This window comes from Zunongwangia sp. HRR-M8 (assembly GCF_027594405.1).
Classification (GTDB): domain Bacteria; phylum Bacteroidota; class Bacteroidia; order Flavobacteriales; family Flavobacteriaceae; genus Zunongwangia.
Genome location: NZ_CP115161.1, coordinates 1,077,625 through 1,101,440 on the forward strand (window position 1 = coordinate 1,077,625; position 23,816 = coordinate 1,101,440).

At 34.5% G+C, this 23,816-nt stretch carries 23 protein-coding genes; 6 read left to right on the top strand and 17 right to left on the bottom strand.

The window, feature by feature from the left end; all coding sequences use genetic code 11:
• Positions 1-119 precede the first annotated feature (119 nt).
• The 8 genes from mqo to PBT89_RS04690 all read right to left on the bottom strand — a co-directional run bounded on the left by mqo (position 120) and on the right by PBT89_RS04690 (position 7,303).
• Positions 120-1,628, bottom strand: coding sequence for a malate dehydrogenase (quinone) (gene mqo / locus PBT89_RS04655; protein ID WP_270063599.1), 1,509 nt, complete (start codon positions 1,626-1,628; stop codon positions 120-122).
• A 139-nt stretch (positions 1,629-1,767) separates the two neighbouring features.
• Positions 1,768-2,517, bottom strand: coding sequence for a DUF4369 domain-containing protein (locus PBT89_RS04660; RefSeq protein WP_270063600.1), 750 nt, complete (start codon positions 2,515-2,517; stop codon positions 1,768-1,770).
• A gap of 106 nt (positions 2,518-2,623) precedes the next feature.
• Positions 2,624-3,889: a DUF819 family protein gene (locus PBT89_RS04665; RefSeq protein ID WP_270063601.1), complete on the bottom strand. Its 1,266-nt coding sequence runs from the start codon at positions 3,887-3,889 to the stop codon at positions 2,624-2,626.
• Positions 3,890-4,069: 180 nt separating this feature from the next.
• Entirely contained in the window at positions 4,070-4,885 is an 816-nt protein-coding gene (locus PBT89_RS04670; RefSeq protein ID WP_270063602.1) for an HAD family hydrolase, read from the bottom strand.
• On the bottom strand, positions 4,885-5,055 hold the full coding sequence (locus PBT89_RS04675; protein ID WP_270058878.1) for an Arc family DNA binding domain-containing protein: 171 nt from the start codon (positions 5,053-5,055) through the stop codon (positions 4,885-4,887). Before PBT89_RS04675 ends, PBT89_RS04670 begins: the two co-directional genes overlap by 1 nt.
• A gap of 3 nt (positions 5,056-5,058) precedes the next feature.
• A complete protein-coding gene (locus PBT89_RS04680; RefSeq protein WP_270063603.1) occupies positions 5,059-5,961 on the bottom strand; it encodes an alpha/beta hydrolase in 903 nt (300 codons plus the stop codon).
• Entirely contained in the window at positions 5,958-6,440 is a 483-nt protein-coding gene (locus tag PBT89_RS04685; RefSeq protein ID WP_270063604.1) for a hypothetical protein, read from the bottom strand. The genes PBT89_RS04680 and PBT89_RS04685 overlap by 4 nt, the downstream gene beginning before the upstream one ends.
• Positions 6,441-6,442: 2 nt before the next feature.
• Positions 6,443-7,303, bottom strand: coding sequence for an SPFH domain-containing protein (locus PBT89_RS04690; protein ID WP_270063605.1), 861 nt, complete (start codon positions 7,301-7,303; stop codon positions 6,443-6,445).
• A gap of 127 nt (positions 7,304-7,430) precedes the next feature.
• Between PBT89_RS04690 and PBT89_RS04695 the strand changes: the two genes are divergently transcribed.
• The gene (locus PBT89_RS04695; RefSeq protein ID WP_270063606.1) at positions 7,431-8,213 is read left to right on the top strand and encodes a S1/P1 nuclease; all 783 of its coding nucleotides are present in this window, start codon (positions 7,431-7,433) and stop codon (positions 8,211-8,213) included.
• Here the strand turns inward: PBT89_RS04695 and PBT89_RS04700 are convergent.
• Positions 8,210-8,788 (bottom strand): alpha-ketoglutarate-dependent dioxygenase AlkB family protein, encoded by a 579-nt coding sequence (locus tag PBT89_RS04700; RefSeq protein ID WP_270063607.1) that lies wholly within the window; start codon positions 8,786-8,788, stop codon positions 8,210-8,212. The genes PBT89_RS04695 and PBT89_RS04700 overlap by 4 nt on opposite strands.
• Position 8,789: 1 nt before the next feature.
• A complete protein-coding gene (locus PBT89_RS04705; RefSeq protein ID WP_270063608.1) occupies positions 8,790-9,149 on the bottom strand; it encodes a DoxX family protein in 360 nt (119 codons plus the stop codon).
• 190 nt (positions 9,150-9,339) lie between these two features.
• Between PBT89_RS04705 and PBT89_RS04710 the strand changes: the two genes are divergently transcribed.
• Positions 9,340-11,487: a tetratricopeptide repeat-containing hybrid sensor histidine kinase/response regulator gene (locus PBT89_RS04710; protein WP_270063609.1), complete on the top strand. Its 2,148-nt coding sequence runs from the start codon at positions 9,340-9,342 to the stop codon at positions 11,485-11,487.
• A 120-nt stretch (positions 11,488-11,607) separates the two neighbouring features.
• Here the strand turns inward: PBT89_RS04710 and htpG are convergent, their stop codons facing one another.
• Positions 11,608-13,491, bottom strand: coding sequence for a molecular chaperone HtpG (htpG, locus tag PBT89_RS04715; RefSeq protein WP_270063610.1), 1,884 nt, complete (start codon positions 13,489-13,491; stop codon positions 11,608-11,610).
• A 223-nt stretch (positions 13,492-13,714) separates the two neighbouring features.
• On the opposite strand from htpG, the gene PBT89_RS04720 reads away from it, so the two are divergent.
• Both PBT89_RS04720 and PBT89_RS04725 read left to right on the top strand, forming a co-directional pair.
• Positions 13,715-14,389 (top strand): TetR family transcriptional regulator C-terminal domain-containing protein, encoded by a 675-nt coding sequence (locus tag PBT89_RS04720; protein ID WP_270063611.1) that lies wholly within the window; start codon positions 13,715-13,717, stop codon positions 14,387-14,389.
• A 53-nt stretch (positions 14,390-14,442) separates the two neighbouring features.
• On the top strand, positions 14,443-15,750 hold the full coding sequence (locus tag PBT89_RS04725) for an ABC1 kinase family protein (RefSeq protein WP_270063612.1): 1,308 nt from the start codon (positions 14,443-14,445) through the stop codon (positions 15,748-15,750).
• Positions 15,751-15,870: 120 nt separating this feature from the next.
• On the opposite strand, the gene PBT89_RS04730 is transcribed toward PBT89_RS04725, so the two are convergent.
• Complete coding sequence (locus PBT89_RS04730; protein WP_270063613.1) at positions 15,871-18,333, bottom strand: alpha/beta hydrolase family protein; 2,463 nt, start codon at positions 18,331-18,333, stop codon at positions 15,871-15,873.
• 138 nt (positions 18,334-18,471) lie between these two features.
• On the opposite strand from PBT89_RS04730, the gene PBT89_RS04735 reads away from it, so the two are divergent.
• Positions 18,472-19,479 (top strand): 3-oxoacyl-ACP synthase III family protein, encoded by a 1,008-nt coding sequence (locus PBT89_RS04735; protein ID WP_270063614.1) that lies wholly within the window; start codon positions 18,472-18,474, stop codon positions 19,477-19,479.
• A 49-nt stretch (positions 19,480-19,528) separates the two neighbouring features.
• Here PBT89_RS04735 and PBT89_RS04740 read toward each other — a convergent pair whose 3' ends face one another.
• From PBT89_RS04740 to PBT89_RS04750, 3 genes are all read right to left on the bottom strand, one after another.
• On the bottom strand, positions 19,529-19,732 hold the full coding sequence (locus tag PBT89_RS04740; RefSeq protein WP_270063615.1) for a hypothetical protein: 204 nt from the start codon (positions 19,730-19,732) through the stop codon (positions 19,529-19,531).
• On the bottom strand, positions 19,725-19,973 hold the full coding sequence (locus tag PBT89_RS04745) for a putative signal transducing protein (protein ID WP_270063616.1): 249 nt from the start codon (positions 19,971-19,973) through the stop codon (positions 19,725-19,727). The genes PBT89_RS04740 and PBT89_RS04745 overlap by 8 nt, the downstream gene beginning before the upstream one ends.
• Positions 19,974-20,060: 87 nt before the next feature.
• Positions 20,061-20,795 (bottom strand): hypothetical protein, encoded by a 735-nt coding sequence (locus PBT89_RS04750; protein WP_270063617.1) that lies wholly within the window; start codon positions 20,793-20,795, stop codon positions 20,061-20,063.
• Between the two features lie 194 nt (positions 20,796-20,989).
• Here PBT89_RS04750 and PBT89_RS04755 point away from each other — a divergent pair, with 194 nt between their 5' ends.
• Positions 20,990-21,574 (top strand): DUF4136 domain-containing protein, encoded by a 585-nt coding sequence (locus PBT89_RS04755; RefSeq protein WP_270063618.1) that lies wholly within the window; start codon positions 20,990-20,992, stop codon positions 21,572-21,574.
• A 294-nt stretch (positions 21,575-21,868) separates the two neighbouring features.
• On the opposite strand, the gene PBT89_RS04760 is transcribed toward PBT89_RS04755, so the two are convergent.
• Together PBT89_RS04760 and PBT89_RS04765 are read right to left on the bottom strand one after the other, a co-directional pair.
• Positions 21,869-22,282, bottom strand: a complete 414-nt coding sequence (locus PBT89_RS04760; RefSeq protein ID WP_270063619.1) for a hypothetical protein — start codon at positions 22,280-22,282, stop codon at positions 21,869-21,871.
• Between the two features lie 49 nt (positions 22,283-22,331).
• On the bottom strand, positions 22,332-23,609 hold the full coding sequence (locus tag PBT89_RS04765; protein WP_443089608.1) for a Glu/Leu/Phe/Val family dehydrogenase: 1,278 nt from the start codon (positions 23,607-23,609) through the stop codon (positions 22,332-22,334).
• Positions 23,610-23,816: the final 207 nt, after the last annotated feature.

Genomic DNA, 23,816 nt, shown 5'->3' on the forward strand with positions numbered 1-23,816 from the left:
GAGTTTTTTTGTTTTATATATTTTAGGATTGTAAGATTAGAAAGTCTAAATTCTCACATCTCACATCTCACATCTCACATCTCACATCTCACATCTCACATCTCACATCTCACATCTATTTAGTGCGACACATCCAATTCTAATAATTCCGATGTTTTTCGCTGAATTTCCCTAAATTCTTCTTTATTTTCTTCTGAAATTTCCCTGTTCCAGAAAGGAATCATTTCGTCCAACTTGGCTTTTACAGCATCTTGTTCTAATTTTTCAGGAAAAGCGATCTTTAAAATATCTATCATTATATGTACGGTAGTCGAAGCACCTGGAGAAGCACCTAAAAGTGCTGTAATTTTTCCGTCTTTAGAATGAACCACATCGGTCCCGAATTCTAATGTTCCTCCCTGTTCTTCATCTTTTTTGATAATTTGCACTCTTTGTCCCGCTACTTTTAATTCCCATTCATTCGATTTTGCATCTTTAACAAAATTCCGAAGTTCATTCATTCGGTCTTCATGATCCATTTTTATTTGTTCCAACAAATATTTGGTTAGCGGAATGTTATGCCAAAATACACCCCACATGGACGGGATATTTTTAAAATTGATCGATTTAGGTAAATCTAGATATGATCCTTCTTTTAAAAATTTGGTACTAAAACCTGCAAAAGGTCCAAAAAGCAATTGTTTTTTGCCATTAATGTAGCGCGTATCTAAATGTGGTGTAGACATTGGTGGAGCATCTGGTCCAGCTTTACTATATACTTTGGCATCATGTTTTGCAATTACTTCTTGATTTTTACAAAACAGCCACTGGCCACTTACGGGAAATCCGCCGTAACCTTCTTTTTCTTCGATCTCTACTTTTTGGAGTAGAGGCAATGCACCACCGCCGGCTCCAATAAATACATGTTTGCTATCGTAGTAGGTTTTATAACCGGTTTTGTTGTATTTTACCTCTATTAACCAATCATCTTTGCCATCTGGATCGATATCCAATACTTCATGATCTAAGAGAATTGGAACTTCAAATTCTTCCTTCAAGATGCGGAAAAATTGCTCGGTTAAATTTCCAAAATTAACGCCGGTACCCAGTTCCATTCGGGTTCCTGCCATAGGCTCGCTATCGTTACGATCTTTCATTATTAGCGGAAACCAGTTCTTTAAGTCTTCAGTTTGTTCAGAAAATTTCATTTCCGAAAACATGAAGCTTTTGGTCATTTCTGCATGTCTTTTTTTAAGAAAATCTACATTTTCTTTTCCTGTAACCCAGCTATGATGAGGTATGGAATGAATAAAGTTTTTGGGATTTTTCAGCAATCCTTTTTCTAATAAGTAAGACCAGAATTGCTTTGATTGTTCGAATTGCTGAAATATTTGTTTGGCTTTAGAAATATCTATTTTGCCATCTTTATTTTCTGGAGTGTAATTGAGCTCACAAAATGCGGAATGTCCTGTTCCCGAATTATTCCAGGCTTCTGTACTTTCTTGAGCTACTTTTTTAAGACGTTCAAAAATAATAATCTTTGCATCGGGATCTATAATTTTGGTCATAAGCGCTAAAGTGGCACTCATTATTCCGCCTCCAACACAAATTAAATCATATTTTTCTTTAGGATTAGGTTTCGCAATCATATAAGCCTTTTTCTCAAAGTTAAAGAAAAGGCTAGCGAACAACTACTAAGGTTCTCTTAAAGCTTTTTAGCTATGTTTTCTAAAATGGCGAATAAAAAAAGCCGCTATAATGCGGCTGTAAATTTTCTATCTGTTGCAATTAAGAGTTGGATTGTTCGTTATCTGCTTCTATTTTGTCTTCTAATTTTTCTTCTTCGCGACGCTCTTTTAGAAAACTTTTTAGTTGCTTACCATATTTAGATTTTCTAACATTTTTTTCTAAAGAATTATAGATAGTATCTAGATATTTAATATTGGCATCAAATACTTCAGATAAGGCTAGGTAAGGAGCTAACTCTAAATCTTTGTTATTAAGAGCAAAGTTTACGGTGTAAAGATATTTACGCTTTAAAAGACTTTCGTAGCGCTTATCTAGTTCTATTAGCTTATCATCATCTTCAGCTTTTTGAGCTTCAAAGTTTTCTTTAATAATATCCAGATTACTATCATTAAACCTGCTCATCATTTTACGGTATTCTGTAAGCTTTTCCTGATTCTGAGAACCGGTAATTTTGGCATCGGTTTCAAATTTTTCAAGGGAGGTTGTTATTTTGGTTTCTCCTTCATCAGCAAAGAAATCTAAGCGATCATCAAATTCAGAATTGTCAACTTTATTCAGGTACAAATACATCATTTGCGGGCTATCAATATTAGCCTGAAGCAAGAAATTAGAGTCTCCGTTGATTTCTACAGAATCTACGCTTACCAAAGCAGTGTCTTCGATCATTTGAAGAAATAGCGTACCTTTTTTAAGTCCTTTAATGTTTCCGGAAACTTTAAGATTGGTTTCTTTTTGGGAACAGGCGATAATGCTAAGAACAGTAAGTAAAAGTAAGCTAGTTTTTTTCATTGTATCTTGGTTTAAGCAAGGCAAATATCCTATATTTTTCTATTTTATCTTAATATTGAAGATTTAATTTTTTTTAATTATACCGAAGTTAAAATTATCTACTTTCCTAACTTCCTGAAGCGATCTGCATTAGCATAGTACACAATATAGCTCCATAGGTTCCCACTACATATCCAAAAACAGCGAGAAGGACGCCAACCGTAGCTAATGATGGGTGGAATGCTGCCGCAACAACAGGAGCAGAAGCTGCGCCACCAACATTGGCTTGGCTGCCTACTGCAAGGAAAAAATAGGGGGCTTTTATCAATTTAGCGGTTACTAATAAAATAAGTACATGTATACTCATCCAAACCAAACCTATTGCTATTAATCCAGGATTTTCGAATACTGCGCCAAGATCCATTTTCATACCAATGGTTGCCACTAGAACATAAATAAAAATGCTTCCTATTTTACTAGCACCGGCGCCTTCATATTTTTTAAATTTAGTAAAAGAAAGTAGAATTCCAATAGCAGTGGCTATGGTGATCATCCAGAAAAATTCAGAAGAAAAAGAAGCGAGTGTACTTTTTTTATCCTGAAAAACATCAAAAGTACTTATTAGAAACCTTGAAATCTCGTCGGCACCAAAATGAGCTATTCCAACAGCACCAAAAGCTAGTGCCAGAATAATCATAAAATCGGGTAAACTGGGAATGCGTTTAACGCTTTCGGAATATGCTGAAACCTTATTTTTTAAATCAGTAATAGCAGAGTTATTGGCTTGCAGCCATTTGTCTATTCGGTCACTTTTACCAACTCCTAAAAGCACGATGGCCATCCAAAGGTTAGCGACAACAATATCAACTAACACCATCCCACCGTACTTTTCTTGGTTGTATTGGTAAATTTCTAACATCGCTGCCTGGTTTGCACCACCGCCAATCCAACTACCAGCCAGGGTAGAAAGTCCACGCCATGTAGCATCGAATCCTGCACCACCAACAGTTTCTGGTGATATTGCAGAAATTAATAGAATAGCGATCGGGCCACCAATAATAATTCCTAAAGTAGCCGCAAAAAACATAATTAAAGCTTTTGGCCCCAAATTAAATATTGCTTTTAGATCAATACTTAAAGTCATTAAAACCAAAGAAGCCGGTAATAAATATCGACTAGCAACAAAGTAAAGGTTAGAAACCGATGCGTCTATAAGTCCGGAAGAATTTAAAATCGCCGGAATTAGATAGCACATTAAAACGCCAGGTACTATTTTATAGAACTTTGCCCAAAAACCAGTTTTGATCGACGAGGTATAAAAAACAAAACCAAGCGATAGCATTAATAAACCTAATACTACAGCATCATTAGTAAAAACCGGCATGTCTTCCATAAAATTAAGATTTGCAGGCAAAATACAAATTATATTCTACCTACATAATTTAGTTTTTAGTAGATAATTGGGGTTAAATAGTAATCCCGATATCGATAGCTATCGATATCGGGATAGCTTTAAATAGATTTATTAAAATAAAAAGCTTGCTTGCTTAGCCTTTATTTTATTCACAACAGATTATAAAGAAAATATTTCCTGAAGCATTTTTGCTACACCATCTTCTTTACCGTGTCCGGTAATTTTTGCAGCAACGTCTTTAACTTCCTGTCTAGCATTAGAAACAGCAACGCCCATTCCTACGCCACCAACCATTTCTATATCATTATAATTGTCACCAAAAGCTATAGTGTCTTCCGTAGAGATTTTGTAATGATTATCTAATAAATATTGGATTGCAGAAAATTTAGAAATTTCCTTATTCGCAATTTCCAGGTAGTTATTATTAGAGCGGTAAAAGTGTAGATCTTCGCTATAATTTTTAGATAAAAACTCGCTAATTTTATCGATTTTTGCTTCGTCGCCCATAGCCATAATCTTATGTGGGCCTTTGTTTTCTGAAGTCCATTTTTCGATCACTTCAGCATTTGGTTTTATTTGTGGCGCCACTTTGGTATTGTTTTCTTCGCGCTCTGCCCAAAAATCGGTTTGCGGAACATACCATTCATCATGGTGATATAAACTCAAGTGTACATCAAGATTATTTTCAGTATTAAATTGATGTATAGCTTTTAAAGCATCCATTGGGATTTCAACAGAGCTAATTGGTTGGTCGTTAACCAAAACGAGTCCGCCATTATAAGCAATTATTGGTGAATCTCTAATATCAAGTTCTTCCTGAAGGTGGCGCATTGCATCTGGCATTCTAGCCGAAATGAGTACAACGGGAAGTTTTTCTTTTACCTCTTTAATTATTTTTATGGTGAATGGTGATAATTCTCTTTCTTTATTTAAAAGTGTACCGTCAATGTCTGAAAAGACAATTTTATAATTCATTATTTTTCTTGATTTTTATTTTTAGGATGTCTCTTTGCTTCCTTTAAACATTTGCTAAGCATCCATTCGATCTGCCCATTGGTGCTTCGAAATTCATCTGAAGCCCATTTTTCAACAGCTTTTAGCATGTCTTCATCTACCCGTAATGCAAATGCCTTTTTCTTAGCCATATTTTATAATTCCTGAATGAATTTTGTAAGTGCGGGAATTAGATCTGGATGCACTATCAATTCTCCTTCTTCATTTTTCTTAGTTTCGGCTTCAGACTTTAAAATATGATTCATATTTTCCAAAAGTAATAATTCGGCATCACTTACCACACTTTTTAAGCCTTCGGCATCGTGAACATTTATCTGAATGTCTTTGGTGCCATTTACAATTAATATAGGGATGTCGAGTTTTTTAAGCTCTTTTTTAGGTTCGTATTTATCCCAGGTTTTTATAAAATGCTGAACCGATGGTCTAAAAATGCTCATCAAAAATGGATTTACTTTTTCTATAGTATCTTTTTCCTGTAATTGCTGAAAGTAAACTTTAGTGGTATCGCCATAGGCTGCCGATTGGTTGCTAATCTGCTCAATTAATTTTGTGCTCATTTTTTCTGAAGGTCCGGCAAGAGAAATAAATCCTGAAGCACGATCTTTAGCTGCGATCATCCCAACCAAAGAGCCCTGGCTGTGACCAATAACAACTATTTTGTTGTAATGAAGCGAATCCTTTAAATACTGTAATGCGGTTATGGCATCTTCAATAAAATCATCGAAAGAAAGATCAGCTTCGGTAAATTGCAGCTCCTGCATTCTAAAGATCCTCTTATCGTATCTATAGCTGGCAATATTATTTCCAGCTAAACCGTGGGCCAGCATTTCTAGACTGTGGTTTTGTAGCATGGGATTATTACCATCACGATCTGTTGGTCCCGACCCTGCAATGATTAAGGCAGCAGTTTCTGTTTTTTCAGTGGGTTGGCAAAGGGTTCCGTGAACATATTTGTTTAGTTTAATTTCTTTATCTTCAAATTGAGCGAAACAAAAATTAATGCTTAAAATCGATAATATTAATAGTATTTTTTTCATTGTTCTGAATTATTAAAATATCTACGAATTACTCGGTCTACATTATCTGGTTGCTGAGTGCCGATAAGAAAATAGCGTCCTTTTCTTGTTTTTAACTGAATTCCTTTGTTTCCTTTTACATTATAAGCCTTTGGTTTGCTTAAGCCACGAATCCCCCAGCCCCCATATTCGGTAACAGGTTTGTATTTTCTAGTATGTGCTTTTTCAAGCTCTTTCCATGTAAAAGATTTTCGAGTAAATCTAAATGGACTAAACCAAACTTCAATTCCAGATTTGTCGATTCTTGTGTGCATTTTTACTAAAAAAATACCTACGCCAATTATTATCCCTATTGTTTTACTTACTATACTGAAGGTAGAGAATTGCTGTAGCGGTTTTTCATAAGAAAAAAAGTTTAGTAAAATTCCCAGGATGACTATTGTAAAGATTGCGATAAGCCACCATTGTGTAAATCGTTGCTCTTCTTTAAATACTCTCATATTTAATGGTTAAGTGTGCCTGCATTTACAACGGGAGAGGCATCTTTATCACCACAAAGAATCACCATTAGATTGCTTACCATGGCAGCACGGCGTTCTTCATCTAAATGCACGATCTCTTTTTTGCCTAATTCATCCAAAGCCATTTCTACCATACTTACAGCGCCTTCAACAATTTTATGTCGAGCGGCTACAATGGCTGTGGCTTGTTGTCTTTTAAGCATGGCACTGGCAATTTCGTTGGCATAAGCCAAATAACCGATACGCGATTCTAAAACTTCGATTCCGGCGATTTCCAGGCGTTCATCTAGTTCTTTTTCTAGTGCATCGCTCACTTCATTAACACTACTTCTTAAGGTAATATCTTCATCTAAACCTTCATCGGCAAAATTATCGTAAGGATACATACTAGCCAGCTTTCTTACCGCTGCATCGGTTTGTACCACTACAAAATTTTCAAAATTATCAACATCAAAAGAGGCTTTGTAAGTATCATTTACACGCCAAACCAAGATTGTGCTTATCATTACTGGGTTTCCCAGTTTATCGTTTACTTTCAATCGTTCACTGTCAAAATTCCTGGCACGTAACGAAATTTTCTTTTTAGTGTAAAAAGGATTTACCCAAAAAAGCCCATTCTTTTTTACAGTACCGCGATAATCTCCAAATAATAATAGCACCCGTGATTCATTAGGATTCACTAAAATAAATCCCGGTGCAAGTAATATCGCTAAGAAAATCCCTAAAATAAACCATGGATTTTTGATAGCAATAAAGCCTAAAATACTTCCGAGAAATAGAATTGCGAAGATGAAAAGCATGAAATAGCCATTCGATGGAGATGAAGGTTTTTCTTGTGTCATTTGTGGTTAAATTTTTAATTGATATTAAAATGATATTACTAATATATTGAATTAAAACCAGTCACTTTAGATGTTTAACATTTAAATTACTTAAGCTTAGTTATATTTGCAGCAAAATTGGAACAGAATGAAAAGAGTATTGATTGTACTTTGTGCTTTATTAATTAGCAATCTTGGTTTGGCCAATGGTATAGAGTGGGGCAAAACAGGCCATAGAACTACTGGTGAAATTGCGCAAGTTCATTTAAACAGGAGGGCTAAAAAAGCAATTGATAAATTATTAAATGGGCATAGCCTTGCATTTGTAGCAAATCATGGTGATGACATTAAAAGTGATCCTTCTTATAGAAAATATAGCCCTTGGCATTACGTGAATATAGATCCAGAGGCAACCGAGTACGATATTGAGCATGCTAGTGAAGATGGAGATCTCGTGGTGGGAATTAGAAAGTGTATTGAAGTTTTGGAAGATAAAAACGCAACCAGAGAAGATAAGCAGTTTCATTTAAAAATGCTTGTTCATTTTGTAGGAGATTTGCATCAGCCATTTCACGTTGGGCATGCTGCAGATTTAGGTGGCAATAGAGTAGATGTAGAATGGTTTGGAAAAAAGACCAATATCCACAGCGTTTGGGACAGCAAAATGATCGATTCTTACCAGATGAGTTATACTGAGCTTGCTGAAAATCGTGATGAATTAAGCAAAATGCAAATTAAGGTTATCGAGAGCGGAAACTTATTAGATTGGGTGCACGAAAGTAGAGATCTTGCGGAAGAATTATACAAATCTGTTGAAGAAGATAATGACCTTGGCTACAAATACATGTACCAGTGGTTTCCAACAGTTAGACAACAATTACAAAAGGGCGGTATACGTTTAGCAAAGATTTTAAATGAAATTTATGGCTAATCCAAGATTTGCCTAAAAGTGAGGTTAATTCTTGGCGAAACTTGTTTTTTAGTTTTAGGAAGCTGATGTTTCCAATAATGCTGAGTTTCACCTGCCATTATAAGTAAACTACCATGAGCTAAAACAAACTTTTGTTTTAGCTCTTTTTTTGTTTTATGCTGAAGATGAAACATCCTTTCTCCTCCTAAACTTACCGAGGCGATAATCGGATTTTTTCCCAGTTCTTTCTCATCATCGCTGTGCCAGCCCATACTATCTTTGCCATCGCGGTATAAATTAGCTAGACAAATATTGAATTTTGAATCTGTCACTTCTTCAATCTTAACTTGTAATTGCTGAAGTACTTCAGGCACAGGATTCGGTTTCATTACAATATTGGAATAGGAATAAGACTTCTTGCCAAAAAGATTCGTCAATCTTGGTTGCATCATTTCTTTTCCAAAAATTTTAATAGGTTCCTGAATCCAGTTGGTTTCAGTATATAATTTTTCAAAAACCAAATTTGCAAACTCAGTTTCTATAAAATTGGTAATGTAAATTAATTTAGCCTGTGGAAGATTGATCTCTTCAGTCATTTTAAAATTTCAAATAAAACCATGCCCACCAAATTAATAAAAACTGTAGTGGAATGCGAAGAATTAATACCCATTTAGGTAAACCTGCTCCGGCTTCAGGAGAGGAAAGCATGTGAAAATGAACGGTGAAAAATATTAGCAACATTGCTATAATTCCGTAGATAGCATAGTTTTTTGTTAAGGCAAAACAAACACCTATTCCTAAAATAATCTCTGCAATACCGCTAAGATAGACCATGTTGAGGTGTGCCGGAATATAGGGAGGCATAATGTTTACATACATTTTTGGTTTTATAAAGTGATTAATACCTGCTATAGCATACATGAAACCCATTAAATATAAATGCCAAGGATATTGCATAAAAGTTCTTTTTTTTAAATAGATAATAAATTTACGGTAGTTTGACTAAGTTTTTGTCGAGTTTAGCTTATTTTTTTTGGTAATTGGCTTAAATCGTGTAATTTTCGATGCTATTATTTTTAATTCTCCATCTGGCTTGATTAGGAAAATATTCATCTTAGGATTATTAACAAATCTGGTATTTTTTCGGATGGATGCTCAGGTGAGTAATGATAGCCTTGAAAATCTGCTAAATACATCTGTCCAATATTTGGATAATCACAATTACCATAAAGGTATCCAATCGGCGATGAATATTATAGGATTGGCAGGAGATAATAATTATTACCTGTATCATGCCCATAATAATTTAGGAACGGCTTACGAAGAGCTAAGAGATACAACTAGAGCTAAATCCCATTATAAAAAGTCTTTAAAGTATGCTACCGCGGCAAATGATGATACTTTACTGATGTGGGCCTTTAATAATTTAGGGAATATCTATTCAGAATCTAATAGAGATTATCAAAAGGGAATCGCTTATTACAATAGAGTAATAGATCTTGCTATCAAGTTAGATAACAAAGAAGAGCTGATAGCGCCAAACATTAATATTGCCTGGACGTATCTTGATAAAAATCAATCTTCTAAAGCGAAAAAATATTTAGATAATGCCACGAAAATCCTGGAAAATAGGCCGTTGTCTTATATAAACGCCGAGGTTAATACGCTGTATGGAAGGTATTTCTTAGCATTAAATGAAGTTGATTCTGCAAGGGTTTATTTTGAGAATTCAGTAGAAATTGTAGATCGTGATAGTTTAGAATATGAGGGAGCAGAAGCTTATAAATGGTACGCTGAGATGCTTTTTAGAAATGGAAATTACAAAGAAGCCTTTTCAGCTTTAAAAAAACAAAATATATATGAGTCTATCGTTTCTGATTATCAAAAGACTACTCAAATACAAGCAGCTAATGCAAGATTCGATGTAAATCAATATCAAAAAAATCTGGAACTGGTTAAAAAAGATAAGCAATACCAACAAAAAATTATCGAGAAGTCTAACGAAAAGCTTATTCTACTTGTGGTTGCTGCCATTGTTTTATCCATAATCCTGATATTTCTATATAAAATTAATAGTTCGCGGAAAATATTGATTAACGAGCTGAAAGAAAAAAATCTAGAATTACAAAAATCGAAGGAAGCCTCTGAGCGTTTATCAAACCTAAAAACGCAATTCTTTTCCACTGTAAGCCACGAGCTTAGAACGCCGCTCTACGGTGTTATTGGTTTAACTACTTTATTGTTAGAGGACAAGAGTTTAAAGGATCATAAAAACGATCTTAAATCGCTAAAGTTCTCTGCAGACTATCTTTTGGCTCTAATAAACGATGTATTGCAAATAAATAAAATGGAATCTAAGGAAGCGAAATTAGAATACATTTCTTTTCATTTAGGCGATTTATTGGAAAGCATTACTAAAACACTAGAATTTACCAGGATTCAGAATAAAAATACCATACATCTTAAAATTGATCAAGATGTCCCTCAATTCTTAATAGGAGACTCGGTAAGATTATCCCAAATAATGGTAAATTTAATGGGGAATGCTCTAAAGTTTACCGAAAGAGGCAATATTTGGGTTCGGGTAAAATGCCTAAGTGCAACATCAGAGCAATGCAAACTTAGATTTGAGGTAGAGGACGATGGTATAGGAATACCGCAAAGCAAACAAAAGGAAATTTTTCAGGAATTCTCTCAAATAAAACCTGCCAATTATAATTATCAGGGTACAGGTTTAGGTTTACCCATTGTAAAAAAGATGCTCAAATTATTTGAATCTGATATTCATTTAAATAGTATTGAAAACAAAGGTTCGAATTTTAGTTTTGAGATCTATTTACAAATCGATAAAGAAAAAGTAGTTTTACCTCAGCTTGAAATAAATAACGCAAACAATTCTATATCGGAAGAAATGCAAAAAGACTTAAAAAGCCGTATTTTAATTGTAGATGATAATCGCATTAATCAAATCGTTACCAAAAGAATTTTAGAGCAGAAAAACTTTGAATGCGAAATTGCTCAAAATGGAAATGAAGCGGTAGAGAAAGTTAGAAATGGCAATTTTGATCTTATTTTGATGGATGTAAATATGCCAGGAATAACCGGGATGGAAGCTACTCGTAAAATTCGTGAATTTAACGAGCTTATTCCCGTAATAGCATTAACAGCTGTAGAAGTGGAAGAATTTAGAGAAGAAATACATAGCGCAGGAATGAATGATATTATTATAAAACCTTACGATACACAAAAATTTTATCAGGTGGTTTATAGAAATATTCTGCCAGTAACTTTATAGGGTACTTTTCACTTTTCTGGTATTGTTCTAGATCAAAATTTTTCTAGAAAAATTTGTAAAGAAATAAAAAAGCGTTGCTCTATTAAAGCAACGCTTTTTGAATATTCTTAAAGCGAAAAATTATTTCACCATATCAAAACTACGCTTGATAAAGTTAGTTAATTCTTCCCCTTTTAGGAGGTTTTGTGAAAGCCTCGCAAGATCTAAAGATTGCTTAATTAGACGTTGCTGAGTTTCTTCATCTGCACCTAAAATTTCAGAAGTTAATGGGTGGTTTGTATTTACCACAAGATTGTACATCTCTGGCATGTTACCCATTCCAAACATACCGCCACCACCGGTTTGTTGCATTTCTTTCATTCTACGCATAAACTCTGGTTGCGTGATAATAAGTGGCGCGGCATTACTATCCATCGCTTCCATCTGGATGGTATATTTTTCTTTAGGTACCACTTTTTCAAAATCACCTTTTAATTTCTCTTTTTCATCATCAGATAATTTAGAGATTTTCTCTTCATCTGTTTTGATGAGGTTATCTACATGATCAGAATCTACTCTGGTGAACGTAACTTTTTCTTCTGAAGATTCTAATTTCTGCAATAGGTGAGAAATAATAGGAGAATCTAATAACAATACTTTATAACCTTTGTCTTTCGCAGCCTGTATGTAGCTGTGTTGCTCATTTTGATTAGAAGCATAAAGAACTACTAAATTACCGTCCTTATCGGTTTGGTTATCTTTAATAGTTTCTTTCAACTCTTCAAAAGTATAATACTCGTTATCGATTGTTGGGTAAAGAGCAAATTTCTGCGCTTTTTCGTAAAACTTATCTTCAGTAAGCATACCGTATTCGATAACTACTTTGATATCATTCCATTTTTCCTGGAAATCTTCACGATTATTATTGAACAGTGATTTCAGTTTATCAGCAACTTTTCTTGTGATATAGCTTGAAATTTTCTTCACTGCACCATCTGCCTGAAGATAAGAACGAGATACGTTTAACGGAATGTCTGGCGAATCAATAACTCCGCGTAACATGGTTAAAAATTCAGGAACAATACCTTCAACGTTATCAGTTACAAAAACCTGATTTTGGTAAAGCTGAATTTTATCTTTTTGAACGCTCATATCCTGTGTCATCTTAGGGAAATAAAGAATCCCGGTAAGATTAAATGGATAGTCTACATTTAAGTGAATATGGAATAAAGGATCCTCGAATTGCATTGGATACAATTCACGATAAAAATCGTTATAATCCTTTTCTTCTAATTCTGTAGGCTGCTTTGTCCAGGCTGGATTTGGGTTGTTGATGATATTATCAACTGTCTTTGTTTCCGGCTTAGCATCTTCTGGTGCATCGTCAGGAAGCGGAAGTGTTTCTTCTTTGGTTCCAAAACGAATTGGGATAGGCATAAACTTGTTATACTTCACCAAAAGCTCTTCAATTCTATTATCTTCTAAGAATTCTTCGTCTTCTTCGTTTACATGAAGAATAATTTCTGTTCCGCGTTCTTGCTTATCAGAATCTTCTAAAGTAAACTGGGTAGTTCCCTCACACGTCCAATGTGCTGCAGGTTCATCCTTGTAAGATTTTGTTATAATTTCTACTTTATGGGCAACCATAAATGCCGAGTAGAAACCAAGTCCAAAATGACCAATAATTCCGCTATCTTTTGCAGAATCTTTATATTTTTCTAAGAATTCTTCAGCACCAGAGAAAGCTACTTCGTTAATATACTTTTCAACTTCCTCTTTCGTCATACCAATACCCTGATCGGTAATGTGTATTTTCTTGTTCTCTTTATCAACCTTAATGTCAATTATAGGATTACCGTAATCAACATCGGTTTCACCAATGTTTGTTAGGTGCTTTAATTTTAGTGTTGCATCGGTAGCGTTAGAAATTAACTCTCTCAGGAAAATTTCGTGATCGCTGTAAAGAAACTTCTTAATCAGCGGGAAAATGTTATCTACAGATACATTAATCTTTCCAGTTGCCATATATTTTTAGTTTTTAGTGTCAAATACAATTGCTACTAACCAAAAAAAATACCATTACGTATTTGCTGTCAACATGGCATAAGACTTGCAGCATTATAAACACTAAAATATCTAAGTGATTGAAGTTCAAAAATAAGAGCGAATATTTTTAACAAACATTTTGTTTAACAATTATGTATTTAAGTTAAACAATTAATATCTTTGATAAGAGAAAAAGGAAATTATGGCAACGACAAAGAAAGCAACTACAGCAAAAAAGAAACTAGATTCGCATAAGCTTATAAGTATGTATATGGATTACGTGCTAGAAAACGAGCATGCGCCAAAAACGGTATATAAGTTTTGTAAGGAAAATGGAATTGCAGAGGAAGAATTTTATAATTTCTACGGAAGTTTTGAAGGCTTAGAAAAAGGAATTTGGGAAGCTTTTTATCTAAATACTATTAACGTTATCGAAAAGAGCCCAGAATATCCTGGTTTTTCGAATCGAGAAAAAATGCTAACCTTTTATTACACCTTTTTTGAAGTGCTAACGGCGAATAGAAGTTATGTGCTTTTCACGTTGAAGAAGGAAACAACCCGAATGAAAAATTTGGAGCAATTAAAAGGTTTACGAAAAAATGTAAAGTCTTTTGCTAAAGGTTTAATTCAGGATGATAATAAAGAAAAGTCTTTAAAATTTTTACAACAACCTGAAGAAGTATTTTCTGAAGCAGCGTGGATCCAATTACTTTTCCTACTAAAGTTCTGGATGGACGACAATTCCGCACAATTTGAAAGTACAGATGTTGCAATCGAAAAATCTGTAAATACAGTATTCGATGTTTTTGATAATTCTCCACTAGAAAGAGTTGTAGATTTTGGTAAATTCCTATACAAGGAAAGAATGGTAAAATAGACGCTTCAAAAATTGCTATGAAAAAGGCCGAAAGGTCACAAAGAAAAGATTAGATGAAATCGATAGATAAAATTCCCACGGGAAAAATCGGCAGAACCAGTAAGTTGGTTCAAACCGGGGCCAAAATCGGCGGTAATTATATTAAATATTATAGTAAAAAAGCATTCAATAAAGATTTAACGAGAGACGATCTTGATAGAGATAATGCAAGCGATATTTATGATGGATTAAAAAGTTTAAAAGGCAGTGCATTAAAGGTTGCACAAATGCTTTCTATGGAGAAAAGTTTGCTGCCTAGTGCTTATGTTGAAAAATTTAGTCTTTCACAATTCAGTGTTCCACCACTTTCAGCTCCGTTAGTGCGCAAAACCTTCAAAACATATAACGGTAATTATCCCGAGGAATTGTACGATCATTTTAATATGGAATCGGTAAACGCTGCGAGCATTGGGCAGGTGCATCAGGCCACTAAAGACGGAAAGAAACTGGCCGTTAAAATTCAGTATCCAGGGGTAGCAGATAGTATCAGCTCAGATTTAGCGATGGTGAAGCCAATTGCTACTAGAATGTTTAATTTACAAGGGCAGGATTCTGAAAAATATTTTAAAGAAGTTGAAGGGAAATTACTAGAAGAAACAGATTATATTCTAGAAGTAAAGCAGAGTAAAGAAATTTCTGAAGCTTGTGCCCATATTCCAAATTTAAAATTCCCAAAATATTACGAAGAATTATCCAGCGAGCGAATTATTTCGATGGACTGGATGGACGGAAAGCACCTAAGTGAATTTGCTAAAGAAAATAAAGATCAAGACAAGGCAAATAAAGTAGGGCAGGCATTATGGGATTTTTATATGTTTCAAATGCATGGCTTAAAAGAAGTACATGCCGATCCTCATCCTGGTAATTTTTTGGTGGATCGAGAAGGTAATTTAATTGCTATCGATTTTGGATGTATAAAAAAAGTACCCGACGATTTCTATGTTCCGTACTTTGAATTAGCGAAAAAAGAAAATATCAATAATCCTGAATTTTTTAACGAGAAACTATATGAGTTAGAAATTTTAAGGAAAGATGATACCGAAAATGAGATTAAGTATTTTTCTGAGTTATTTCATCAAATGTTGAATTTGTTTACGAGTCCGTTTCACTCTGAAACTTTTGATTTTTCTAATGAAGAATTTTGGGATTCAATTACAAAACTGAGCGAAAAATATAGCAAAGATGAACAACTAAGAAAAATGAACGGAAATCGTGGAAGTAAGCATTTTCTTTACATTAACCGGACTTTCTTCGGTTTATATAATTTGCTTCACGACCTAGAAGCAAAGGTTGAAATTAACAATTTCCGAAGTTATTTATAAGCAAGTTTTGATTTATTGGTTAGGTTGAAAAGCGTAATTCGTTATTTGGAATTACGCTTTTATTATTAAAAAAGCCTTCTGAAACTTCAGAAGGCTTTGTAAAATTTGAGTCAGTTTTATCTAATCTTTAATTTCCCCATCACCAGATTTTACATCCGTTTTCGGTCTATTTTTTACGTATTTTTCTAACCACTGGTCTTGTTCCCAAAGCACATGTAGTACCGATTCTTTGGCGCTATAGCCATGACTTTCCTTAGGCAACATTACTAATCTTGCAGTTGCTCCAAGTCCTTTTAGCGCATTAAAATAACGCTCACTTTGCATGGGATAGGTACCCGAGTTATTATCGGCTTCTCCATGAATCAATAAAAGCGGCGTTTTCATTTTATCAGCATGCATAAATGGTGACATCGTGTAATAAACTTCTGGAGCCTCCCAATAATTACGTTCTTCACTTTGGAAACCAAAAGGCGTTAAAGTTCTATTGTAAGCACCACTTCTTGCAATTCCAGCGGCAAAAAGATCAGAATGTGATAAAAGATTAGCCACCATAAAAGCTCCATAGCTATGCCCACCAACAGCAACGCGATTGGGATCGATATACCCCATTTCATCTACGGCATCTATTGCGGCAGCAGCATTATCTACCAATTGCTTTCTAAAGGTATCATTGGGTTGTTCGTCACCTTCACCTATAATTGGGAATGCTGCATCATCCAAAACTGCATAACCACGGTTTACCCAATAGATAGGAGAGCCGTAATAGGGATAAGTAAAATCGTTAGCATTGCTGGTGTTTTGGGAAGCCGAATTTTTATCCTTGTATTCACGAGGATAGGCCCACATGATCATTGGTAGTTTTTCAGGATTTTCTTTATCGTAACCTGCCGGTAAATATAAGGTTCCGTTTAATTCTAATCCATCTTCACGTTGGTAAGTGATCACCTCTTTACTTACATCTTCTAAACTTTTAAAGGGATTGTCGAAATTAGTGATCTGTTTTAAATCAGCTTTCTTTTTAATGTTTCTAATGTAATAATTAGGATATTCCGTCGAAGCTTCAATTCGTACTAAGATTTTTCCTTTGTCCATGTCTAAAGCTTCAACTATGCTCTCTTTTTTATCTTCAAAAGTTGATTGGTATAGTCGGTCAGTTTTTCCATTTTCAAGATCAATTTTGTCGATAAATGGATATTGCCCTTTATCAGAAAAGCCATTACCAATTAAGTAGGCATCTTTGCCATCGAGTTCTAAAACATATCTTCCAAAATTATTCTTATGCGTTACAAAACTTCCGGGATCACTATATACATCCTGATAATTTCTATCAAAAAGAATTTTAGGATCTTCGTTGTTGGTTGATGGATCAATTAAATATGTTTTTCTATTTCTGGTATTCCACCAGTAATCCATCGCGATAGCGGTATTGTTATCACCCCACGTTATACCGCTATAACGATTAATAGTTTTTAAGAATGCTTTTCCTTCTCCTTTAAAGGGAGCTTCTAGCATAAAAACCTGGTCACGATGATCTACTTCAACTTCTGGATCACCGCCATCTAAAGCCACGGCGTAAATTAAGGTTGCTGGTTTATCTGCTCGCCAGTTCAGGCTTCTGCGACCTTCTTGTGTAGACATGAAACCTTGTGGTAAATCTTCTAAAAGAGGTACATCATTAACCATATTTACTAAACTAGCATCATTCTTATAAATATTGGTTTCAGTAGGAAATCTATAATAAGGAACTAGATAAGAAAATGGTTTCTTTATATGGCTAACCATAACAAATTCTCCATCTGGAGAGAAACTAATATCGTCATACATCTTAGCCGTCATCCATTCCGATTGATTTCCATTTAGATCTATCTTGAATAAACTGGAGCGTGCTAATTGTTCAAAATTATATTCATCATTAGGATCTTTAAGCAAATCCTGATAAGTTCGATTTTGTGCTTCTTTACCATCACTAACGCTAACAGTTGGGCCTGTTGGTACAGCTAGTGCTTCGTCTATCAGATCTTTGCGATCTGCAGGTAACATTTTAACAAGAATTGCTTCGCTATCTTTAAACCAATTAATGGTGTTTCCCATATTTGCATTTAAAGTGGCATCGGTAAGTTTTTTTGCTGTGGCAGATTTTATATCGATAACCCATAGCTCTACTCCGCTATCCGTTGTTTGCGTGAAAGCAAGTTTTTTTTCGTCTGGCGACCAGCTTAGATTGGCTATCCTTGGATTTTCTGGTAAACCTTTTACATCTGTAGGTTTGTTGTCTTTTATAGGTTTTATTTTTATATCGTTGTAATACCGCGCCCGGCTACTAATATTGGTTACCGGGTTAATTCTTAATCCACCAAGACGTAGTTCCTTCTCGCTAAGCTCTGCAATAGTTTTATATTGATCGCGATAAAGAAACAGCATTAAATCACCTTTACTATTTATGTAACTTTCTGGGGCTAATGGTACATCAACTAAATCTAAAATAGGTTTTGGTGGTTTTTGATAGGTTAGGTTTTCCTGCGCATAATTGCTGAAAATTGAAGCAGCAAAACACAGCAAATAAACAATGACTTGTTTTTTCATTTATTGGGTTTTATAATATTTGTTGTGCTAAGATAAGATAATCTATAAAATGTTAATCTTTACTATATTGCAGATGTAAAAATTTAGATATTTGCTAAATTTAAGAGTGTAAATTTTAATAATTTAAAAATAAACTGAATGTATCAGTCTAAAATTGCCGGATTAGGAAAATACGTGCCAGAGAATGTAGTTACTAATGAAGATCTGTCCAAAATTATGGATACGAACGATGCGTGGATACAGGAGCGTACCGGTATAAAAGAGAGACGACATATAAAGAAAGGCGATGGAAATACTACCGCAGGTATGGGAGCTAAGGCAGCAAAGATAGCCTTAGAAAGGGCCAATATTAGCAAAGATGATATAGACTTAATTGTTTTTGCTACGTTAAGTCCAGATTATTATTTCCCGGGATGTGGCGTACAGATCCAAGAGATGTTAGATATTCACACGTGTCCTGCTTTAGATGTTCGTAACCAATGTAGTGGTTTTATATACGGTCTTTCAGTTGCCGACCAGTTTATCAAAACCGGGATGTATAAAAATGTACTTTTAATCGGAAGCGAAAATCATAGTGGAGGATTAGATTTTACAACTCGAGGTCGATCGGTTTCTGTGATTTTTGGAGATGGAGCAGGAGCAGCGGTACTAACCAGAAGTGATCATGTGGGACAAGGTGTCTTATCTACGCATTTGCATTCTGAAGGTAAGCATGCGCTCGAATTGAGTTTGAAGGGACCAAGTACCAATCATTGGGTCCCTGAAATTATTGCTGAAAATCCGCAAGAAGATATTCCTTACTATCCTTATATGAATGGTCAGTTTGTATTTAAAAATGCAGTTGTTCGATTTTCTGAAGTTATTTTGGAAGGTTTAAAAGCAAATGGTCTGGATGTTAAAGATATCGATATGTTAATTCCGCATCAGGCGAACCTTCGAATTTCTCAGTTTATTCAGCAGAAATTTAAATTGAGTGATGATCAGGTATATAACAATATTCAGAAATACGGAAATACAACCGCAGCATCTATTCCAATTGCACTAACAGAAGCTTGGGAAGAAGGAAAAATTAAAGAAGGCGATACCATTGTTTTAGCTGCTTTTGGTAGTGGATTTACCTGGGCTAGTGCCGTAATCGAATGGTAGTAATTCAGAATAGAAAAAATAAAAAGCGGCTTTAAGCCGCTTTTTATTTTTATTTTAATGATTTAAAGAATCTATATATACAAATAACACCAGCCGCAACAAAACCAATAGCGATGGCGAACTGGATTTCATATTTCTGATAATTTTCGTATAAACTTATAACCCGATATGCACCATATCCAAGGGAGAAAATACCAATTGCCAAATACGCATAATTTCGCCTGCTTGAGGGGACTTTATTTCCTTTACTCATGCTCTGCAACATCGTTTGGAAATGTCGCTTTCACTATAGCAGCAGCTTCGTTATAATGACTTTTTATCACGAAAAGCTGAACCTGTCCCGGTATTCCACCACCAAAACCTGCTCTCAATCCAGATTCCATATCATTTCTTACGCGATTAGAAATTCCAGATTTTTTAAATAGTTCTTGTAAATATTGCACATTTACTTCACTTCCTGTATAAACTCTATCGTATGTTTCTTCAGTACTCATAATTTTCAGTTTAAGAATTCTAAAATACGAAGATTACTAATCTTTACAGGATAATTTAATTAGAGTTTAACGTTCTTGAATGATAAGCTAAGCATTATAATATTTGCTTTCCCAGATGGTTTCGCTAAAATTTTTACCTTTTTTAAATCCATAAAATATAGCAAGACCGCCAACCCATTTAAATACAAAAAATAGAATCATTAAAAATTCGCTAAGACTTTGTTCTCCAGCATGAAAAAACAGCTTATCCGGTATTAAAAAGGTGATTGCCAGGCTTAGCACAAACATTGAAAAAATGAAGTTTTCTAGTTGTTTAAATGGCCACATTAATAATTTTCTAAAAGGATGAAGGTCGTTGCCCCATTTGTGAACCAAATAATAATACTCATTGCCCATGGGTGCCATTAATAGAGGATCGTCAGCATTATCCAATTTAAAAAGGTGCGCCGGTGCAATAATTCTAAATCCTTTTAAGCTGGTTTTATGATCATTTTCCAGTTTTCTAATAGCCATTATGGCATCGTAAGGAATTTTAGCTTTAAAATATTTAGAACTCAAAAATCGTAATCGATAATTAACGCATATCTTTTCAATATCGCTTATATGAAAAATGCGATTGGTTTCAAGAAGATCAAAATTGAAAAAATTGATATCCTCTGCATCACCACCATTTGCTATTTTATGTAGGATAGCTGTATCAATTTTATCGTTTTCCTTGAAAATAGAATGGATTTCCTGAAGAAAATGATCCTCTTTTTTTCGTTTATTTCTGGATTTTAGAAGTTGTTTTTCAATGTTAGTTCGGGGTAAGTTCATCATCATCAATCACTTTGCATGAGCTACTAAATTATACATTATCAATGTAAATACCAATCCTGTAAATGTTAATTCAGAATTTATGTTTCGGGAATTTTTTCTTTACGTTTCTAAATGCCTGTTAAATTTATGTCTAAATTTTACTAAATGTTTTTGATAGACCGTTGAAAGCTGGTATTATGAGCAAAAATTTTTAAATTATGAAATTACTTAAGTGGTCAGGATTTCTTATAACCATCCTTTTATTTGCAAGTTGCGGTGGGAGTAAATCTTCAGAAGTTGGTGAGAATCCAAAAGATTTGAAAAGTTACAATACCTATGCATTTTTGCCCAACCAAAATAAAATCACCACACCGGATTATAACAATGAAGAAATTAATTATGAGATTGTGAATACGGTGAATGAAAACATGAAAGACGAAGGTTATCGCTACGAAAAAGATCAACCAAGCGTTTTAATTTATGTTCATACCATGTTCGACGATAAAGTTGAGGTGAATGCAGATCCTGTTTATACCAGTTATTCGTATTATCGTCCCGATTTTTATATTGGTGATTATTACAAGCCTTTTATGTATAAAGATTATTATACCATTCAACGAATTACAGGAGATAATATCGACCAAATTCCTTATCAATCAAAAACTATTGTGATCGATTTTATAAACCGAAAAAACAATAAAATTATATGGAGAGGGACAACCGATGAAGTAGAAATTACTGATCGTCGCACGGCACGCGCTGTTAGAAATTATGTAGATAAAATTTTTAAACAATTTCCGTAGTCACTTCAAAATATATTGAAAAAACAAAGGCTGAAATTATCGAATTTCAGCCTTTGTTTTTAGAGCATTTTTTCTTCGGAATTTATCTGATATGTTTACCTTTTTAATTACTCCGAACTTGAGCTGATTTTATGATGCATGCCCATTTTCAATAAGATAAAAATTAATAAAGCCGAACACCTTGTTTTGAAAAATTGATTCTAATAGAATCTTACCAGGTGTCCGGCTGCGGAAAAAACATCTAAACAAACAGTTCGACGCAATTGAAATGTAAATGCTGTTTAAATTCCTTATTTATTCAATTTTTAATGCTGAAAACGCTAAATTTTTAGAAATAATCTGATGCTTCAAACTTTTAATCTGTTTAAAATGATACTGAAGTCGATTTTTAAAAAGAGAATGTGCCTCTAAATATGTTGTTTCACATTCTATATCATCACATTCCCTGATTTTCGAAACTCTGTTTTTATAAAATAAACACGTGCGTAGATGAAATTTGTTTTGTTCTATTTGCTCATTTATACATGATAATAGTGAGTTTATTTTACTTTTTTTATCTACCGATTTTAAACAGTTATGATCTTGTAAATATGATTTATAGAGTACAAGTTCAAAATTGATAATTTCAAGATTTTGAAGCCAGTCATACACATGTTCTTCAATTACAGCGATATTATTTTCATCACTGTTTTCAGGTTCATATTTCATAAGACAACTTTAAATTTCGAATTTCAGCTTTTATTTTCAGCATTAATGTTTAAGGGAAAATTCCACGTTGTTGGTAAGCCGTTTCAATTCTTGAAATGGCTAGCATATAAGCAGCAGTTCTCCAATCGATATTTTTTTCTTCTACTTCACGCTGTATACGTCTAAAGTTTTCTGAAAGTTTTTTCTCCAGTTTACTCATACTTTCTTCCAGATCCCATAATTCTCCGTTACGGTTTTGAAGCCATTCAAAATAACTAGAAATTACTCCGCCTGAATTACAAAAAATGTCTGGAATAATAGTAACATTATTTCTTAGTAGAATAGTTTCGCCTTCGCTATCGGTTGGGCCATTGGCACCTTCTAAAACGAGAGGCGCTTTTATTTTTTCGGCAACAGTAGCTGTGATTTGATTTCCCAGTGCTGCCGGAATAATCATATCACATTCTAAACCAAAGAAATCTTCTGGTGGTATAGAAACCGCATCTGGATAATCTGCAATAGAACCTTTTCTTGGATTAGAATGTGCCGCTAAGCCTTCTACATCGATCCCGTCTTTTTTGTATAAAGTTGCATGAGCATCCTGTACGGCTAATAAGCTAGCGCCTTCTTTTAGCATAAAATGTGACGCCCAATAACCAACATTACCAAATCCCTGAACAATAAATGTTTTTCCTTCTAAAGTTTCACCTTTACTTTCCAGATAAAGTTTTGCTGAAAGGAAAACGCCAAAACCGGTAGCGCGATCTCGGCCTTCCAAACCACCAACTCCTAATGGTTTACCGGTAACAATATGTCGGTTATGGGAACGCTCTGCAGTTGGAATGGTAGACATATAGGTGTCTGCAATCCAGGCCATAGTTTGTGCGTTTGTATTAATATCTGGAGCAGGGATATCATGTTCTGGTCCTATATTTTCTCCCAGCGCATAGGTGAATCTTCGTGTAATACGTTCTAATTCTCCAATAGAATATTTTCTGGGATCTATTTCGATACCGCCTTTAGCACCCCCAAAAGGCAGGCCTGCAAGAGAAGTTTTCCAGGTCATCCACATGGCTAAAGCCCTTGCAGCATCGATATCTACGGTATCGTGATAACGTAAACCACCTTTGTACGGTCCCAGGGCATTATTATGTTGCACTCGATAACCGGTAAAAACTTCTACACTGCCGTCGTCCATTTTTACGGGAAAGTGTACGATAATTTCACTATTAGAGATCGAAAGGATCTTTCTAATATTAGTATTTAACTCCATACGGTCTGCAGTTTTATTAAACTGGCTCATAACCGTAGTGTGCATAGATTGTTTTTTTGTTTTTTCCTTTTTCATAAGATGTATTGGTACCACCAAAGGGCATAATACCCCGAGGCTTGCCTTGAAATTAAAAATTTGTTTCCAACGAATGCCTCGAGGGCTTGCCCCGAGATAGTTTATTTAAAATGTTCACAAAACAACTTTCTGTGGTTTTGCCACGAACAATTCTTTTGATGATCGCAATTAAAGCAAAGCCCCTTAAGCATTTCCTGGGTTAAGAGG

Bases quoted from the DNA above. Each gene is read 5' to 3' on its own strand.
- PBT89_RS04745 (WP_270063616.1), bottom strand. From the start codon at position 19,973: ATGAGTACTGAAGAAACATACGATAGAGTTTATACAGGAAGTGAAGTA.
- PBT89_RS04700 (WP_270063607.1), bottom strand. From the start codon at position 8,788: ATGACTGAAGAGATCAATCTTCCACAGGCTAAATTAATTTACATTACC.
- PBT89_RS04665 (WP_270063601.1), bottom strand. From the start codon at position 3,889: ATGGAAGACATGCCGGTTTTTACTAATGATGCTGTAGTATTAGGTTTA.
- PBT89_RS04690 (WP_270063605.1), bottom strand. From the start codon at position 7,303: ATGACACAAGAAAAACCTTCATCTCCATCGAATGGCTATTTCATGCTT.
- PBT89_RS04685 (WP_270063604.1), bottom strand. From the start codon at position 6,440: ATGAGAGTATTTAAAGAAGAGCAACGATTTACACAATGGTGGCTTATC.
- PBT89_RS04710 (WP_270063609.1), top strand. From the start codon at position 9,340: ATGGATGCTCAGGTGAGTAATGATAGCCTTGAAAATCTGCTAAATACA.
- PBT89_RS04670 (WP_270063602.1), bottom strand. From the start codon at position 4,885: ATGAATTATAAAATTGTCTTTTCAGACATTGACGGTACACTTTTAAAT.
- PBT89_RS04735 (WP_270063614.1), top strand. From the start codon at position 18,472: ATGTATCAGTCTAAAATTGCCGGATTAGGAAAATACGTGCCAGAGAAT.
- PBT89_RS04675 (WP_270058878.1), bottom strand. From the start codon at position 5,055: ATGGCTAAGAAAAAGGCATTTGCATTACGGGTAGATGAAGACATGCTA.
- PBT89_RS04755 (WP_270063618.1), top strand. From the start codon at position 20,990: ATGAAATTACTTAAGTGGTCAGGATTTCTTATAACCATCCTTTTATTT.
- PBT89_RS04740 (WP_270063615.1), bottom strand. From the start codon at position 19,732: ATGAGTAAAGGAAATAAAGTCCCCTCAAGCAGGCGAAATTATGCGTAT.
- PBT89_RS04765 (WP_443089608.1), bottom strand. From the start codon at position 23,609: ATGAAAAAGGAAAAAACAAAAAAACAATCTATGCACACTACGGTTATG.
- PBT89_RS04725 (WP_270063612.1), top strand. From the start codon at position 14,443: ATGAAATCGATAGATAAAATTCCCACGGGAAAAATCGGCAGAACCAGT.
- PBT89_RS04660 (WP_270063600.1), bottom strand. From the start codon at position 2,517: ATGAAAAAAACTAGCTTACTTTTACTTACTGTTCTTAGCATTATCGCC.
- htpG (WP_270063610.1), bottom strand. From the start codon at position 13,491: ATGGCAACTGGAAAGATTAATGTATCTGTAGATAACATTTTCCCGCTG.
- PBT89_RS04720 (WP_270063611.1), top strand. From the start codon at position 13,715: ATGGCAACGACAAAGAAAGCAACTACAGCAAAAAAGAAACTAGATTCG.
- PBT89_RS04730 (WP_270063613.1), bottom strand. From the start codon at position 18,333: ATGAAAAAACAAGTCATTGTTTATTTGCTGTGTTTTGCTGCTTCAATT.
- PBT89_RS04705 (WP_270063608.1), bottom strand. From the start codon at position 9,149: ATGCAATATCCTTGGCATTTATATTTAATGGGTTTCATGTATGCTATA.
- mqo (WP_270063599.1), bottom strand. From the start codon at position 1,628: ATGATTGCGAAACCTAATCCTAAAGAAAAATATGATTTAATTTGTGTT.
- PBT89_RS04760 (WP_270063619.1), bottom strand. From the start codon at position 22,282: ATGAAATATGAACCTGAAAACAGTGATGAAAATAATATCGCTGTAATT.
- PBT89_RS04680 (WP_270063603.1), bottom strand. From the start codon at position 5,961: ATGAAAAAAATACTATTAATATTATCGATTTTAAGCATTAATTTTTGT.
- PBT89_RS04750 (WP_270063617.1), bottom strand. From the start codon at position 20,795: ATGATGATGAACTTACCCCGAACTAACATTGAAAAACAACTTCTAAAA.
- PBT89_RS04695 (WP_270063606.1), top strand. From the start codon at position 7,431: ATGAAAAGAGTATTGATTGTACTTTGTGCTTTATTAATTAGCAATCTT.